This is a genomic window from Candidatus Enterococcus leclercqii (assembly GCF_009933135.1).
Lineage (GTDB): Bacteria > Bacillota > Bacilli > Lactobacillales > Enterococcaceae > Enterococcus_C > Enterococcus_C leclercqii.
On sequence record NZ_MAEH01000016.1, the window covers coordinates 1 to 16,320 of the forward strand.

The window sequence follows — 16,320 nt, forward strand, 5'->3', positions numbered from 1 at the left end:
TCGCTAAAACATCTTTTTCCCCCATAGAAACATGATTTTTATATACTTTCCAAAAGATATTGGCTAAAAATCATTGATATAAATACCTAAAGAATACTATTATGACCCACTAACATGCATTCTAGGAGTCGTTGCCAATATCTATCAAAGTCAATATAAATATTGTTTATTTCCTGATTCATCGTGTTGAGGCTAAACTATTAATTATAAAAAATGAATAGAAGCATAACACTCCACAGGCGTATATTCGGATGCAACGCGTCCTATATTATCTAATTAATACTATAATCGATTAAATTCAAACTAGTATTTCTATCCTTTAAAATTGTATTGTTGCATTCTAGACACTGGTATACAGCTCCAGATTCTAAAAGATTAAAGTTCATACTTTTACATCTATAACATATTTTACTACAAGGGTAGGTTGGGGCCACTTCGGTAAAATCAATATTTAGTTCTTCACATTTGTAGTGGAGTTGCCTTTTTAATTCATAATAGCACTCCTTTGATAACCTTTTCTGATGTTCTTGTTTTTTCATTAATTCATGAAGAGGTAAATAAGAAATCACTATTTTCTCAGGGCGCTTCTTGAGAATGGTTGTGGTAACATAGTGCCAATAGTTTTCACGAATATTTGAAATTTTCCTGTAGATCAATTGAATTCTTATCTCTAACTTGTGAAGATTCTTTTTTTCAACAAATAATTTATCTTCATTCATCCTTATCTTTCGACGATGTTGTTGTTTTAGTCTAGCTAGTTTTTTCTCAAGTTTTTTCATTGTGTTAGTTTGGTTTATTGAAGTAAATTTTTCTCCTGTAGACAACACAACTGGATAAGTTCCATCCAAGCAAATTCCCAAAGTACCACTTATTGGATAAGTTATTTGATCAACTTCTAATCCCACAGCTAAATACCAATACTTTCCGTCAAAAGAGATTCTAGGATTATATACTTTCTTATTCACCGGCAAATTTACATTCGTTTTTACCCAACCTATTTTTTCCAACAATACAGACTTATCCTTAAACTTTATACGTGTTGAATCATTATAAAATGAGGGAGTTGTTTTCTTCTTGGTTTTATATTTCGGAATTTCAACATATAAATTACTTGACCCATCTATTGTATGAAACCACTTTTTGTAAGCATCACAAGCATCTTTAACAGCTTGTTTTGCTATATTATTCGACACTAAGCTTAACCAATAGTATTTAGGCCGTTTTTTCATTTTTGTAATATGTTTTCGAATCAACTGGTCGGAAAGGAATCCCCCATCATTAAATCGATAATTCATACGTTGCATACTTATTGTATAATTATAGACCCAACGAGCAGTTCCCGCGGATTGCCATAGCTTCATTAATTGTTCATTCGTGGGACATAGCCTTATCTTTTTCCTCGAATCATTTTTTTCCCTCCCTCGAGATTAATGATCTCTTCACCAGAATATTATTGACAAGTCTCCACTAAAATCATTAATTATAAATAAATAATGAAATGGAGTCTTCACTATATTTCTGTTGCTTTGAATCACAAACGACCAGTACAGACACACACACATATACAACAAGAAAAGTATAAAAATCACTAACAAGCTCACTCTTCTCACTTCTTTCGTTGTTCCCTTCGTAAAAGAAACACACTATTTTTTTGATGACGGGTAACCTGAAAAATTGCCTACTTGACTGTATACTGTAAGATAATCCATTTTATAATAACTCTTTATAACGATGGATATAGAATCGTTTCACGATGGTCACTAAAGCCAAGTACGCCACAATAGTAGCTGCTAACCATAACCAATAATCGGTCGGCAAAGCTGCTAACCCTAAACTTTGTCCAAAGTTTGTAAATGGCAAGACCGTCCCTACAGCGATACCTAGTGAAGTAATAGCTGTCATGATAAATGAACCCCTGCTTTGAATAAACGGAATCTTCGGCGTCCGTAATGCATGTAGTACTAAAGTCTGTGACCATAAGGATTCCACAAACCAACCAGCATGGAACACAGCAATAAACGCGACTTGTTGAGCTGGTGTCAGAGTATGAAATTCTCCGCCAATAACAGCCGGACAAATGACAAAATACATGAGTAAATAGGTCGTAATATCAAACACGGAACTTGTTGGTCCTAACCAAATCATAAATTTCCCAATACTAGAAGCTTCCCAACGTTTCGGTTCATCAAGATATTCTCTATCCATGTGATCCCAAGGAATCGATACACAGGAGATATCATAGATAAGATTTAAAAAGAGGATTTGCAAAGGCAACATCGGTAAAAATGGTAAGAATGTACTGGCAACTAAAACTGAAAACATGTTTCCGAAATTTGAACTTGCTGTGGCTTTGATATATTTCATGATGTTTCCAAATGTTTCTCGTCCAGAAATAATCCCTCGTTCCAAAATCATCAAGTCTTTTTCCAATAAAATAACGTCGGCGGATTCTTTGGCAATGTCAACTGCGGTATCCACTGAGATACCAACATCCGCTGCTTTCATAGCTGGTGCATCATTGATTCCGTCACCAAGAAATCCTACAGTATGACCATTTTCGCGTAAAATCCGCGTAATTTGTTGTTTTTGGTGTGGATTTAGTTTTACAAATACGTTGTATTTTTCTACTAAATGGCTGAGTTCTTGATCTGAAATATTTGCAATATCCTCGCCACTGATTAACTTTTCTGTCCCCAAGCCAACTTGTTTACAAACTGATTGTGTTACCAAGGCATTATCCCCAGTCAACACTTTCACACCAACTCCATGCGTCTTTAAAGTCTCTAAGGCTTGTTTAGTTGTTTCTTTTGGAGGGTCTAAAAAGGCTAAATAGCCAATTAAAACCATCTCAGATTCGTCTGCTACTGAAAACTCTCCTACAACGCTAGGATTTGTCTTTTGTGCAACACCAATCACTCGTAAGCCGTCTTCATTTAATTCGCTTACCTTTTTCAATATTTCTTGTCTAACCTCATCAGTCAATTCTGTAACGGTCCCTCTAAAATCTACAAAGCTTGAGATGCTCAACATTTCTTCAATTGCACCCTTAGTGATCATTTGGGTTTTTCCACTAGTATCTTCTACTACCACACTCATACGTCTACGTTCAAAATCAAAAGGAATCTCATCAACTTTTTTGTAACGTATTTCTTTCGTATCCAGTTCTTCTTTTGCCGCATCAATAATAGCAACGTCCAACAAGTTTTTTAATCCTGTTTGATAATAACTGTTTAAATAAGCATGGCGTAATACACGATCGTCTTCCTCGCCAGATAAGTCCAAATGATACTCCAAAATGATCTTATCTTGTGTCAGTGTTCCTGTTTTGTCGGTACACAACACATCAATAGCACCGAAATTTTGAATCGAATTCAGATTTTTTATAACCGTTCCTTTCTTCGCCATAGCTGTTGCCCCTTTGACCAAATTGGTTGTAACAATCATAGGCAACATTTCAGGCGTCAAACCAACCGCTACAGATAAACCAAATAGAAAAGCTTCCATCCAATCCCCTTTAGTAAATCCGTTGATGACTATAACTGTTGGGGCCATCAAAGCCATAAACTTGATAAAGAGAAAAGAAGTTTTTCGAATGCCCGTTTCGAAACTTGTTTGAATCGGCTTACTTGATAATGATCCCGCAACATTTCCAAATAGAGTACGATTACCAGTTCCAATTACCACACCTTCGGCACTTCCGCTAATAACATTGCTTCCCATATACACCATATTCTCGTAGCTAGTTTCTGAATTATGTTGTGTAACAATGATATCTGATCTTTTTTCTACTGGGTAACTTTCTCCTGTTAGTGCGGATTGTGAAATAAACAAGTCCTTAGTTGCAATGAGTCGGATATCAGCCGGAATCATATCCCCAGCTGATAATTTGACAATATCTCCACAGACAATTTCTTCCATAGGAATTTCATCATATTTGTTCTTCCGTTTTACGGTTGCAGTTACTTTTACAAGCGATTTTAGTTTTTCCGCCGCTTGATTTGATCGCACAGATTGAATTAAAGTCATTGTTCCGCTGATCAAAACCATTGCGAAAATAATACTACTCCCAAAAAAATCACGATCTTCCGGTGCTACAATAACAACATCTGTAATAAAAGAAGTAATCCCCAATCCAATCAGAACTAACGTAAAGGGAGTGATATAGGCTTTTACCATTTCAATGAAAAATGGTGTTTTCTTTCCATATGAAATCTTATTATCCCCATATTCATTTCTTGCTCTGATTGCTTGTCCCTCAGATAGTCCTTTTTTTGATGTTTGAAATGTATCAAAAAGATTTTCAATTGTTTTTCGTGCTATTAAACCATAATTTACATCGTGATTCCCATTATTTTTAATTTCCACTCTTCTTTCCTTCTCTCCAAAAAAAATTCGCCACAATCCTATCCCAATCATTAGGTATAGAATGATATTTCCTAGCGTCTTCATAAAACTTCCTCCTTGCTAGGGTTTGGAGAGTCCGGGAACTAAAAACAAATAGACAATAATAATTGATTTGTTTTTAGTTCACTCTTTTTCTGCAAACCCAACTGCCTCGAACTACTGTCATCCATTTGTTTTCATCTCCTTTTTTTTCGAAAAGTATACTAATTCTTTTTTAAATACTTTTAATGTCAACCCATTTTCATGATAAGCATCCATTAAATCACAATACCCCATTTTTTCATAAAATCCCCAGGCTTGTTTTCTTCCAGTTAAAAAAATGATGGAAAAGTTAAAATTTCTAGCTACCTGCTCGGCATACACAATCAGTCTTTTCCCCAGACTTATTCCTTGATAATCTGGATGAATAGCCACTTGCTTTATTTGAATGCAGTTTGAAGAGCAGGGATGCATTAGTAGAGTACCTACTGTCACGCCATTCCGTTTGACCACCAAGTGAATGTCATTTATCTCACTAATAGGTGAGGCTGTCATATAGGGTTGCCCTGCGCTGGCTTTCAACAACTCATTCCGTAAGATAATCGCTTCCCTGTAAGTTTGACTGTCCCATCTAACTATAGTAAACACTGTTTTACCATGTTTCTTCCTCCTTCGTTAGCTGATAAACTTCAAGTACCTCTTTGTTTCTCGATAAATGAGCAATGATTTCCTTCATTGCTAGATCCATATTTGAAGCGGGCTCAAGCTCAACCTGTAATTGAACCATATCTCCAGCAAGGTCTTGACATACAAAATGACAGAATGATAAATAATACCGATCTAGTTGGGCGATAGTTTCTGTTCTCAGCGAAACTTCGGATGAAATTTTACCTGTAATGATCAAAAAAGAATTTTGCACGTTATTTACAGTATCAGGTCGATAAACTTCCGCAATTTGATCAAATCGATGAGAAATAAAACGTATCACAATGTTAACAAAAGTGATCACAATTGCTGCCAAGAAACCTTCTTTAATCGATCCCGCACCAATCATTACTCCTACTGCCGCTGTACACCAAAGTGTCGCAGCAGTATTTAAACCTGTAACGCTAAAACCATCCCGTAAAATGATGCCTCCTGCCAAAAAACCTATCCCACTAACTACTTGTGCTGCTATTCTTGTTGGGCTAGTATCTGTCGTAAATGTCGAAGACAAAGAAACAAAAATTGTTGCCCCCAGTGAAACTAAAACCATCGTACGTACTCCAGCTAGTTTTTTTCGCCACTGACGTTCAATTCCAATCAATCCACCTGCCAGCACACTCATAAACAACATAATTAAAAATTCATAGCATCACTTCCTCTCTACGTTATTAAAAATAAAAATGAATATGTTAAATAAAAAAACGGTTTTCCGCACAAAAACTCCGCGAAAAACCGTTCTAAAATCATCAAATCACATGACAAAATAAGACGTCGATCTAATCGTTGAGTTTTGGCACTATACAACGTAAAGACAAACATCTTAGCTACCTTAAGAAAAGCCTTGTATTCGACAATCCCTGTTCTACCCATTGGCGTCTCTCGACATTTTTGGGCAGTAGCCTATGTTTGCATAGGAGCCTCACCTAACAAATCATATTTTATTTTCATGGAAATAGTAACAAAATGAATTAGCTCTGTCAACAAATAGTTTTAGACTTGTAAAAAAAATTTGAATAATAATTAGTCAATAATAGAACAATCCGGTTTGGATATTCAAATTAAAAACGAAATTTGATCCCAAAGAATACTATGGATTTCCAAGTAACTAGGCTAAACCCCTCGTTAAGGTATGTTCACTATCTACTAGAACAATACTTGCTAAGGTACAGTTTCTCGACCATTCATATCTTCGGATTGTGGGTTCTTTTTGCCATTGCATCTCACAATAATATATAGAATTCGTATATAAAGAATCTATTCTAATAATTTTAACCCAAGTTTCGAATTGTTAATATGTCAAATGTTCGAGGTAAATATTCTACCAAAATTCTGACCTCGATAAAAACTAACCTATTTTCCAACAAACAAATTTAGACTAGCTCAGCTTGATCATCCTCATTACTATATCAGGAAATTATTTTCTCACTCCTAAATCTGCCATCAGTGGATACTTTTGTGAACTATATAATATGATATTTCCAAAATAAGATTTTTTTATATTCATACGTTATCAAGTTCAAAATGTCAATTTAGATTAGTTTTTTTCAATTTAATACACATTTATAATTTTCCAGTTCCCTGACTTTTGTAAAGTAAAACAATATTGGAAGCTATCCGTTGACTTCGAAATGACATCTAGATACTTAGCCACAACTGAAACTTGAATACTATCTCCTTTTTGTTGATAAACAATCCCAGCCAGCTCAGAAAATTTTAAATTGGTATTGATTGGTGGCATTGCGTTATTTTCAACATAATACTCAAGTTCTTTTTCTGGTGCTGTCGGATAAAGTTTGAAAAACGTCTCTAAAAATTCAGTGATTTCTTCCGTTGTTTCGGCATCAATTTTTGAATCACTTTCTAATTGTTTTGCCTCATATTTTGCCTTCTCTGGTTTTCCAATCATAGTAGGTAAATTAGTCACAATATAATTTCCCTTTTCGTCTTTATAGATTGTCACTCGATAAGCAGAAGAAGTAGGTTGTGACTTTTCCTCTTTTGTAATCTTTTGATTCACTAAAAATGAAATGACAAATTTTGTTGACTGTTTTTCAACACTTAAAATTTTCACAGATTCAACCTCTGAACTAGTTGGAATGTCCGCTCTAACCATATCTTGGCTCAATCCTAATCCTTCTTCTGTTAAATATTGACTAAGTGTACTCACTCTCTTTTCAATTGCTTCTTTGTTATTCTTCCATGAAAAGTATTCTTTCGCAAAATCGATCGTAAAATTCTCTACTCCTGAGGTATTTACTACTTCCTCTCTCACTACTACTTTTTCATGAGTCGTATGCTGATCAATCGCAGTAAAATTCTTGTAGATACCAAAAGACACACTACAAAAAAGTAAAATCCAAAGAGCAGTCACTATTTTTCGATGTTTGCCCACTGATACTATCCGTTCTTTCTTCTGTTTAGAAATCTTCTCCTTTTGACTTCGTTCAATTTTTATCTTCATCGTGATTCCTCTTTTCTATTGTTTATATCGTCCAGCGCCAATGATATGCTGTTGCCAATAGGTTTCTGTAAGATTGGTCCATCCCACTGGATCACCCGCATGGAACATTCGATTGTCTCCTGCGTAAATGCCCACATGAGTGACATAAGTACCCGCATCATAAGTGGAGTGGAAAAAAATCAAATCTCCTGGTTTAGCATCTTTCAGGTCAATATGAGTCATGGCATCATACTGATCTTGTGCGACTCGCGGAAGCTTCAGACCAACTTTGGCATAACACCATTGGGTTAATCCACTACAATCAAAACCTGTTTCAGGACTCGAACCACCAAATACATAAGCAGTACCTTCATATTTAAACGCCTCATCGAAAATTCCCTGAACCGTTTTATCATCAAATTGTGTCGTAGTCAGGTATTGTTTCACCAACAAACAATAAAACATATTCCCGTAGTTATAGCGCCAGCCACCATTTTCCTTAATCGCAATTGGATTGGAATAATGAACCTTTTGTCCTCCTGACTTTTCTTTTGAAAAAGATTCAGCTAAAGCAAAACGATGCTTTTTACCATTTTTTGCCACATGATCCAAATACCCGCCACCATAGTTATAGGCCTGAATGATACTATCTTGATCACATCCTAGCTCCTTTGCCCGCTCGACTAACGAAGCAAAGTAAACACACCCTTGTTTGATAGATGCTTCTGTACTCAATGAATTTGGAGGTAGCCCTGCCGATTCAGAACTTTGCATCACATCTTCCATCGTGCCGCCTGATTCTATTTGAATAATCGCCAAAAGAATCGGAACATAGTCTAATATGTCCGATTCCTTGGCATATTTCTCTACAAGCGAACGATGCTTTAAAACTGCCTCTGAAACACTGCTAGACCCAGCAGAAGAACCATTGCCACTACTTCCTTCACTATCGTCACCAAACAATAAACCGACACACATCACAATCCCCATAAAAGAAATCATTAGAATAGTTAGGGTGATTGTACTCAATTTCTTTATTGTCATTTTTCATCACCTTGCCTTAACTTAGCTCTATTAGAACGATTCTTTTGATAATGAAGGCTTTTTTCTTTTGCTAAAGTGGATTGATTTTTCAATTGTTGGCTACGCGTTAATTTTCGATTTACTGGCGAATGAATAGTTTGTTGGAGAATTTTACGTTCAACTTGTGGTTTCCTGCTTTTCTGCGAATCTTTTTCTAGTTGACGGCGATCCTTTGAAGGACGTTGCTTTGTAGTGACAAGTTCTTTCGCTGACACATTGGTTCGTCGATTAAAGGTAGAATCTCGCTGAGCACCCAACACTTGACGCTTTTCATCCATTATTTTTTGCCGTTGTTGTCGGTGATTGTCTCGTTGTTTCTCTCGTTCTTTTTTCTCCCGAACAAGCCCCCGCTTAAATTCTTCTGGTGCTTTTTTTGTTTTTTCTATTCCTGTATGAAGAAGATATTTCAAGTTCATTGGTGTATCAGACAACTGTTCTTTTGCTTGTTTGGCTTTATCTTTTATTCTGGCTTTTGAATCAAGTGCCACACCAACTTTTCTACCCACTAAGTTCATTCGTGAAGGTTTCTTATTACTAACTACCGGATTTTGTTCCGTCATATCAGGGACTAATTTTTGGCTATCTTGCATGGACTGGTTCTTTCGACTAGATAATTTAATGGTTTTTGAACCATTTTTCACTCTTGAAGGATTGGCTGCTAATTTCCCGCCAATTGCAGCACCCTCACCAAAAGCTAGAGTTCGTCCAACATTTCGATTGAGTTGTCGTAATTTTCGATTCATCAACATTTGAGGTCTCCGCATGACAAGTCTCCCCATTGACTGACTATCATTACTTTGAAGATTGAACATACTCATAATGTCGCCTAATTTGAAATAGATACCGGCAAAGGTCACGATTTGAAGAAACGCAACCATAAAGAACGGGTAAGTAGCTGAGATATTGAAAAACATCGTGGAGATACTAAAAGCAGTCGTAATTACTAAGGTGACCCCTGCTCGCATCATAATCGTATTGAACAAACGAATAATCGCCTTTTTTCCCAAGCTCTCATAAGTTGGTAGCATCGATAATAAGAAGCTGATTGGCAGAAACATAGCGAAAATGATAAAGAGAATTTGGGAGAACAACATAATCCCCGTCAATAAGAAGACAAAGAATGAGATACCAATATTAAACAACACCAAAAAGACCACGGTCCCTAATCGGTTCATGGTCTTTGTAATACTTAGATTCACATTGTCGTTGTCTTCAATTTCAGCTTTTACCGCTTCTTCTCGATCCTTTCCCTTATTTTCATCCGGACTCACAGATAAAATCTTATTGACCCGGTCTTCACCAATTTCTTCAATATTGGAATCATCAAATTGCAACAAGAGCCAGGGTTGTTGAACTTGAATCGAAAACAAACTATCTCGAATCAAATCAACGCTATCCTTTCCTTGACTTTCAGAATTAGGGACGACAATCTTAGTTCCTAACGTAAGAGCTGCTTCACTAACATCCGAACTGAATTCATTGATTTTCGTGATATTAGTTGGTGCATATGCAATAAAGGAACCGGACAGCAGAAAAATCACCACAAAATTAATCACTGCCCGTACTGCTTTAGTGCTTTCACGCTTAAGCAATCCTGTATACACTACATATACTCCCAAAGCCAAAATCATTAATAACAAAAAGCCAAAATAGAAGCCCGAAGTCTGCATGCCGTTTTCATTTATTCCAGCCAGTGTTTGAATATTTTTTCCAATACTTTCTGCCGTATCCGAAATAAAATCCAACTTGTAAGCTTCTTGTACCACATACCCCGTTGCATTCGATAAATACAAACTAACGGTCCAAATGAAATTTGTAATGGCGTAGAGACCGTACATTACGCTTTTTCCTAAACCATCGCCCCAGTTCCAAGGCAACCAGTCCCACGAACTATCTACAAAGAAGTCCAATTGATAGTTATCAAGTGAATATTGAGAATAAAGATTGCCAGCTTTAACGGTATCATCAACTAATCCAGTTGCTTCCGCTACTCTACCGACTAAACTTAGGAGGATGATAAGAGAAAATAGACTGACAAGGACAATTCCCACAATCCGAAAAAGTTTCTTTTTCATCTCCTCACTCCGTTCTTTCTTGAACAGGTGGACGTGTATCAAAAGCATGGAAGAGTTCTTCAAAGACTGGATGAACTTGTACCACACCAACGCGACCATACAAGTCTTGCATCAAACATTGCCCATTTTCCAAATCCCGCAGACGCTTTTGATTACTTTCATCCTCTTGATCTAAACCGAAGAATTCCAAAGTTTTCTTGATTTCATGAATATCCGTGCTTCGAAAGGCAAATTTCAGCCCAATGTTGTTTTTCAGACGTTCATCTAATAAATCATCACTATTTTGAGTGACAAAGTAGACGCCGGCATTCATCGCTCGGCCGGCACGAACCAGTTTATTCGAAAGAGTTTTTCCTTGAGCAACTTGAAGGAAGCTCCAGGCTTCATCCAAATCCACAATTTTGAAGATTTCACGATTGCTATGGATAAAATCTAAGGCAAAAGTTGAAATGACAATCAGCATGGAAACACTAAGCAATTCCATCGTGGTGTATTCTTCAAACGTAGTCTCCGCATCTGGTAAAACCAAATCTGCCACCTGAATGATATTCAATTGTTTATCCAAACTAATCGACTGAGTAATTGACCCATCTGAAAAAAGTAACTGCGCAAAATCATAATCGGTAAACGATTCAATATGATCAGCAATATTTTCCGCAACTGGTGTCCCATCATTTCGAAGCTCGGTAATGACTTGTAACAACCCACATTGATTGCTTTGGGTAACGGTTCGAATAGCTTTTCGTAAAACAGGAAACTTCTCTCCGTCCCGGCTAGAAATTCCCGTTAGGAAAGTCAGAATATCAATTGCTAGACTTTCAGAATCCTTCTTTTTCTTCATGATCACATAGGGATCAAGTAACCCTTGATTTTCTGGTTTACTAGTTAGGTTGAGGATATTAATCTCATCTGCAATTTCTGGTAAGGTTTCTTTCCAACCACCTCGCTCCCCCTTGGGATCAACAATTACTGCTTGACCGCCAAATAAGACAGCATAATAAACTAAGAGATTATTACTAAAGGACTTGCCTCCACCAAGTGAACCAAGAAAAGCGGCAGCTAACGCATTAGTGACGGAACCTTTGACTCCTTGTGAAGCCAATGCCGGTTTAAGATACACATTGCGTCCGGTATCCACGTTGTAGCCAAAATAAATCCCCTCCAATTCTCCTAACATTTGGGTTGCCCCAAAACCAAGTCCAGCAAGAAAATCAGAAGTAACATATTGGATATAGTCGTTCATGTATCGCTTACTTGAAGGTAAAAACTCTTCATGTAGTCCCATCATATCGCCAAAAGGACGGACCAGTTTTACATTGGTATCATCGTAAAAATCTAAAACTTCATCACACCGGCGCTTTAATTCGTCCAATGATTCTGCACTTACCCGAACCACATAGCTTAATTTGTACATAGATTCTTTGGATTGATCCAACGTTGTTTCTAGTTCATCCACGGAGTCCAGAGCATCTAGAACATTGGAATTAGTTTCATTGTTGGACTGATACGCATGATTATCTAAATCTTTCAGTTCTTTTTTCTTATTACGAACTGTCGCTAGTGCCTTTTTATTCGTCACGATTTCTACATTCATACTCGTGTCGATTGGAAAAGTGAATTGTTGTTGCTGGTAATAAAAGAGTTCAGACGATGGAAACTCCATCTCACCGACAATTGTATTAATCGTTAGATAAGCTACATAGGATTCATGATTCTCGTGTTCTAGTCGTAGATAACGTGGTTTCTCTTCAATCAAACAGCGACTCGGACGTAGCAAGTCGTAGCGTTTCACTAAAGTTTCGGACTTCATTTTTTTCTTTGGCAACTGAAATTCATATTCCTCAAAAGGCGTGCCTTTTTCGCCATAGATATGTTCAATCAAATAGCTCAGATCACTAGGTGTTACTCGTCTTACTTTAAATCTACGAGCTAGTTTATTTTCCATCAATTTTTCAAGCTTAGTATACCGACGAATTTCTTCATTGGATAAAGAAACAAAATCTCCCATCAAATGATGATTGACCCCGTAGACAAACTCTTGAAGTCCAGAAAAGAAAGATTTTTTCAGACTTTTTAGATTGATCTCTTCATCTGTCGCAATCAATTTGAAGCCAATAAAAAAGCGATAATCAATTTGAGTATCGCCAATCATGGATACTAAAGCATCCGTCTGTAAATCGATTCGTTGTTTAGCGACTTCTTTCAAGCGACCACTAATTTCTTTTTTCGATCGTTCCTGCGTAGCACGAATACTGCTTTCTGTCGCAATTTGTAACGCATGAATCTTCCCTTCACGATTTTGTGCAATCAATTGGCGAAAGTTATCATGAACTTGATATTTCTGTTCAGGAGATAAAAAAGAATAGTTGTACGGAACAAGTTCATAGTAAGCAAAGCACTCGCCTTCTTGATTAAAGACGAGATTATTTTCAATATATTTAATCGGGTACATAATTCACACTCCTCACTAGGGTGATTGGTTCATCCCATCGTTTTTTCTGTTCTTTTACTTTCTTTCCAGAAAAAGTAACCTTAAATCGTAAGTGATAGCTGATAAAAGATCGCAAGAATCCTAATGGTTTCTTACCATCAAACATTTTTTGTGACATAAACCAAGTGACTGCCACTGGTATACCCAAGTATTTTAAAAATACCCCCTCTATCATAGATAGCGGAGGCACATGAGCAAATACAATGACAAACAGCAAGGATAAGACAAACCAAGCCATCTGATTAAAGGTTACAGGAAAAGGTAGCTGAAAGTCATTGATTGCATAAATGACTTTTTCAACTGCCCAGATACTGGTATAACTTTTTATTTTTTTCATTATTTAACCTCCTATACAAAAAGCCACCGATAATTTTTCGGTGGCTTACAATTATTCCTTATCAATTAATGTATTAAGATAATCTTTATTGTCTTGATAATCATCTGTATTCATAAGTTGATACTTCTGGTTTTCCAGAATGATTATATTTAAACTCAAATCTGTATCATAGTCTTCTCTGTTAAATCCCAATGTTGAAATAATGCATTGAGTGTCTATAGGAATATTTTCAAAGATATATTCAAAAAGGGTTCCCTTTTTCTTATTGTCTAGCTCTGCGTGGTTAGGACTATCCATAACTAGTGGGAATTTTATGGCTTCAGGAAAAAATTCATTTTTCAGTTTAAGCAAGTTCATATACCAAATAACTGTTACGATTGGCTGGTTACTCCCTGTAGCATTCACACTATTTTTGATATTTCCAATAGATTTATCATGTACTTCCTCAAGGCCAAATTTAACAATATCTTGTTTCATAGACTTAAAGTAGAAAGAATTTACGTCTTTCTTTTTCTTCGAATATTCATTTAACTTTTTCGTTAAAATTTTACCTTCAGCGACTAATTCTTTATGATTAGAATCTTCGTCTGACCATTCTCCTTCGAGTTTAGTTTTTAGATCTGAATAGCCCTGAATCTTAAAAATTTCATTTTGACTTTCCTTAGTACCTTTCAAAATTTTATTATATTGATTTAATCTTTTTAAATGATCTTTATAGACACTTTCTTTTTCTTCAATTTTTCTCTTAGATGAAGATATAAAGCTTTGTAACTCCAGACTTACCTGAGATAAGTCTTCAATATTAATATTTTTGATTATCCTAACGTCAAGTGTATCCTCAAGATCTTGACGACATAAAGGACACGTGTGTTCATGAAGTACATGTTCAATATCTTTTTCTTCATGCCTTTTTCTACTTCTTACATCCTCCAAGGTTTTAGTAATTTTCACATAGTTACTCCTTAGGTCAGATAGTTCATTCTTTGTTTTCTGTAAGTCAGAATAGACAGTACGATACTCGCTTTCTTGACGATCTAATTCTTTACGCAGTGCCTCAACATCTTCGGGGATTGCTTCAGGAATTTCTTTCTCGATTTTTTTAAGCATATTTGCAATAGTTGTCAGTTCTTGCTCACTTAATTTAAGCTTCTCAATCAAATTATCCTTTTTTAATTTCAAATCAAAATAGTCTTTATTAAACAATCCAAAATGAGTATATAATAAAGGTTCTTTGAAGTTAATAAACTGGCCTAAGCCAGTGAATGACCCGAACTTACTTCCGTCCATATGATCTTGGTCGGTAAAACTTAACATATATGCAAATGCTGGTGGAGCAATAATCAATTTGTTATCATTCTCTTTTCTTGACGGAAGATAGACAGAAAAACCAAATAATGGATACAATACTTCAGCCAGCTCGTCTCTTTTATCAGTACCAACTATTAAGTTATATTCTGCATCAAATAACTTAAAGAAACGTCCCAAACGCAGGATAGTATATCTTATAGAATCAATCATAAAATCAACTACGAAAGTAACTGTATCCTTTTTCAGGTTATCATCAAAATATACATCTGCACCTAATGCATAATAGACACTTTTCAGAATTAACGATTTTCCTTTTTTATTTCCGTCTTCTTGATCAGAAGTAACAATATTTATACCAGATGTGAAGGATACCTTTTTAGCTTTCTGAGTTGCTGTTGAAAATAGATACACATTATTTACTATCAACTTTTTAGACATTATAAACTTTCCTCCACTTTAATCATGACTATCAAACACAATAATTCTATCTCTTCTAGTGAAAATTCTAAAGGGAATGTAACAGTCGAAATAACAACATACTGTCTAACTAATTCGAAAATTTGAGCAGACTCGAGATTATTGGACTGCTCAAGAATATCATCTCTAATTTTCCCTTCAATCTCTTGCCAATGAAAATCCATTTTAAGACGTGATATTACATTCGGTAATACCGTCATGTATTTAAGACGTTTACCAAGATTTCCTTCAGCTTCCTGTATATATTTTTTACACTGTTCCATTATTGAAACTGACTGTTCCGCATAACGACCCATAATAAGTTTAAATCGATCTGAAGTAAAACCTTTTTTCTCCACTGCCTCTATTCGAGAATTTACCGGAAACTCATAGTTTGCCTTTTCCTGAGCCTCTTGTATTAAAAGAGTTAGTAACGCCCCGGGCTTAACCGGGTCTTCACCGTAAAGTTGAACAAAGAAAGACTCAATTCGACCAACCATAGTTTCTTTAACTGTAGAAATCCCAAGATCACTATTTATAAAGACTACCTCTGATAAATCAATTTCCTCATTTGGGAATTCCGTTCTGATTGCTGACAAAAAAGCATTTCTATTCTCTTCTTCCATTTCTTCAAGCATCAGTTCCGAGTTTGGTATTCTTAAATTACCGGAAACTCCTAAATGAAGATTTGAAACTATAGCTAGTTTAGACTTAGGCATATTTTTTTCTATTTCAGTATGTCGCAGTTTATATAGAGTTCCGATAATGGAATGCTGTTTCGAAGGATCTTTTTTTGTTAAAGCCCTAACTGTATATGATCCAGCATCTTTTTTTGACTTCACCTGAAAAAACTCAAGTCTATCAAGATGATGAATTTCTACATCACAGACATAATCGAAGATCATAGTGAAATTATCGGATTTCATTAGTTCTCTTAAAAATCTGTCAATTCCCCAGTAGATTTCATAAGAAAATCGATTTTTTGACCTGGCTCCAGAAACATCTGCTTCATAATACGAATACGCATCATCAATATCCATTT

At 35.9% G+C, this 16,320-nt stretch carries 10 protein-coding genes, 1 pseudogene and 1 riboswitch; all 11 genes and pseudogenes read right to left on the reverse strand.

The features are described from left to right. Window positions 1–272 precede the first annotated feature (272 nt). The 11 genes and pseudogenes from BAU14_RS10370 to BAU14_RS10425 all read right to left on the reverse strand — a co-directional run bounded on the left by BAU14_RS10370 (window position 273) and on the right by BAU14_RS10425 (window position 16,318). Window positions 273–1,391 (reverse strand): RNA-guided endonuclease InsQ/TnpB family protein, encoded by a 1,119-nt coding sequence (locus tag BAU14_RS10370; protein ID WP_272927992.1) that lies wholly within the window; start codon window positions 1,389–1,391, stop codon window positions 273–275. 319 nt (window positions 1,392–1,710) lie between these two features. Continuing rightward, window positions 1,711–4,449 (reverse strand): magnesium-translocating P-type ATPase, encoded by a 2,739-nt coding sequence (gene mgtA, locus BAU14_RS10375; protein WP_237580451.1) that lies wholly within the window; start codon window positions 4,447–4,449, stop codon window positions 1,711–1,713. Window positions 4,450–4,566: 117 nt separating this feature from the next. Next, window positions 4,567–4,965 carry a GNAT family N-acetyltransferase gene (locus BAU14_RS10380; protein ID WP_237580452.1) on the reverse strand — a complete coding sequence of 133 codons (399 nt, stop codon included), beginning with the start codon at window positions 4,963–4,965 and terminating at the stop codon, window positions 4,567–4,569. Window positions 4,966–5,035: 70 nt separating this feature from the next. Then, window positions 5,036–5,719 carry an MgtC/SapB family protein gene (locus BAU14_RS10385; RefSeq protein ID WP_237580453.1) on the reverse strand — a complete coding sequence of 228 codons (684 nt, stop codon included), beginning with the start codon at window positions 5,717–5,719 and terminating at the stop codon, window positions 5,036–5,038. 137 nt (window positions 5,720–5,856) lie between these two features. Further along, a riboswitch (M-box (ykoK) riboswitch) is annotated at window positions 5,857–6,026 on the reverse strand. 611 nt (window positions 6,027–6,637) lie between these two features. Further along, on the reverse strand, window positions 6,638–7,549 hold the full coding sequence (locus BAU14_RS10395) for a conjugal transfer protein (protein ID WP_161900046.1): 912 nt from the start codon (window positions 7,547–7,549) through the stop codon (window positions 6,638–6,640). Window positions 7,550–7,564: 15 nt separating this feature from the next. Next, window positions 7,565–8,572, reverse strand: a complete 1,008-nt coding sequence (locus tag BAU14_RS10400; RefSeq protein ID WP_161900047.1) for a lysozyme family protein — start codon at window positions 8,570–8,572, stop codon at window positions 7,565–7,567. Between the two features lie 293 nt (window positions 8,573–8,865). Further along, window positions 8,866–10,686, reverse strand: a pseudogene (locus BAU14_RS10405) (CD3337/EF1877 family mobilome membrane protein); the annotation flags it as partial. A gap of 4 nt (window positions 10,687–10,690) precedes the next feature. Further along, window positions 10,691–13,138 carry an ATP-binding protein gene (locus BAU14_RS10410; RefSeq protein WP_161900049.1) on the reverse strand — a complete coding sequence of 816 codons (2,448 nt, stop codon included), beginning with the start codon at window positions 13,136–13,138 and terminating at the stop codon, window positions 10,691–10,693. Continuing rightward, a complete protein-coding gene (locus tag BAU14_RS10415; RefSeq protein ID WP_161900050.1) occupies window positions 13,125–13,514 on the reverse strand; it encodes a conjugal transfer protein in 390 nt (129 codons plus the stop codon). Before BAU14_RS10415 ends, BAU14_RS10410 begins: the two co-directional genes overlap by 14 nt. 51 nt (window positions 13,515–13,565) lie before the next feature. Further along, a complete protein-coding gene (locus BAU14_RS10420; RefSeq protein WP_161900051.1) occupies window positions 13,566–15,260 on the reverse strand; it encodes a hypothetical protein in 1,695 nt (564 codons plus the stop codon). After that, window positions 15,260–16,318: a dsDNA nuclease domain-containing protein gene (locus BAU14_RS10425; protein ID WP_161900052.1), complete on the reverse strand. Its 1,059-nt coding sequence runs from the start codon at window positions 16,316–16,318 to the stop codon at window positions 15,260–15,262. Before BAU14_RS10425 ends, BAU14_RS10420 begins: the two co-directional genes overlap by 1 nt. Between the last annotated feature and the right edge of the window lie 2 nt (window positions 16,319–16,320).

Excerpts from the sequence above, each read along its gene's own strand:
- mgtA (WP_237580451.1), bottom strand. The coding sequence starts at position 4,449 with ATGAAGACGCTAGGAAATATCATTCTATACCTAATGATTGGGATAGGA.
- BAU14_RS10385 (WP_237580453.1), bottom strand. The coding sequence starts at position 5,719 with ATGTTGTTTATGAGTGTGCTGGCAGGTGGATTGATTGGAATTGAACGT.
- BAU14_RS10395 (WP_161900046.1), bottom strand. The coding sequence starts at position 7,549 with ATGAAGATAAAAATTGAACGAAGTCAAAAGGAGAAGATTTCTAAACAG.
- BAU14_RS10400 (WP_161900047.1), bottom strand. The coding sequence starts at position 8,572 with ATGACAATAAAGAAATTGAGTACAATCACCCTAACTATTCTAATGATT.
- BAU14_RS10410 (WP_161900049.1), bottom strand. The coding sequence starts at position 13,138 with ATGTACCCGATTAAATATATTGAAAATAATCTCGTCTTTAATCAAGAA.
- BAU14_RS10415 (WP_161900050.1), bottom strand. The coding sequence starts at position 13,514 with ATGAAAAAAATAAAAAGTTATACCAGTATCTGGGCAGTTGAAAAAGTC.
- BAU14_RS10420 (WP_161900051.1), bottom strand. The coding sequence starts at position 15,260 with ATGTCTAAAAAGTTGATAGTAAATAATGTGTATCTATTTTCAACAGCA.
- BAU14_RS10425 (WP_161900052.1), bottom strand. The coding sequence starts at position 16,318 with ATGGATATTGATGATGCGTATTCGTATTATGAAGCAGATGTTTCTGGA.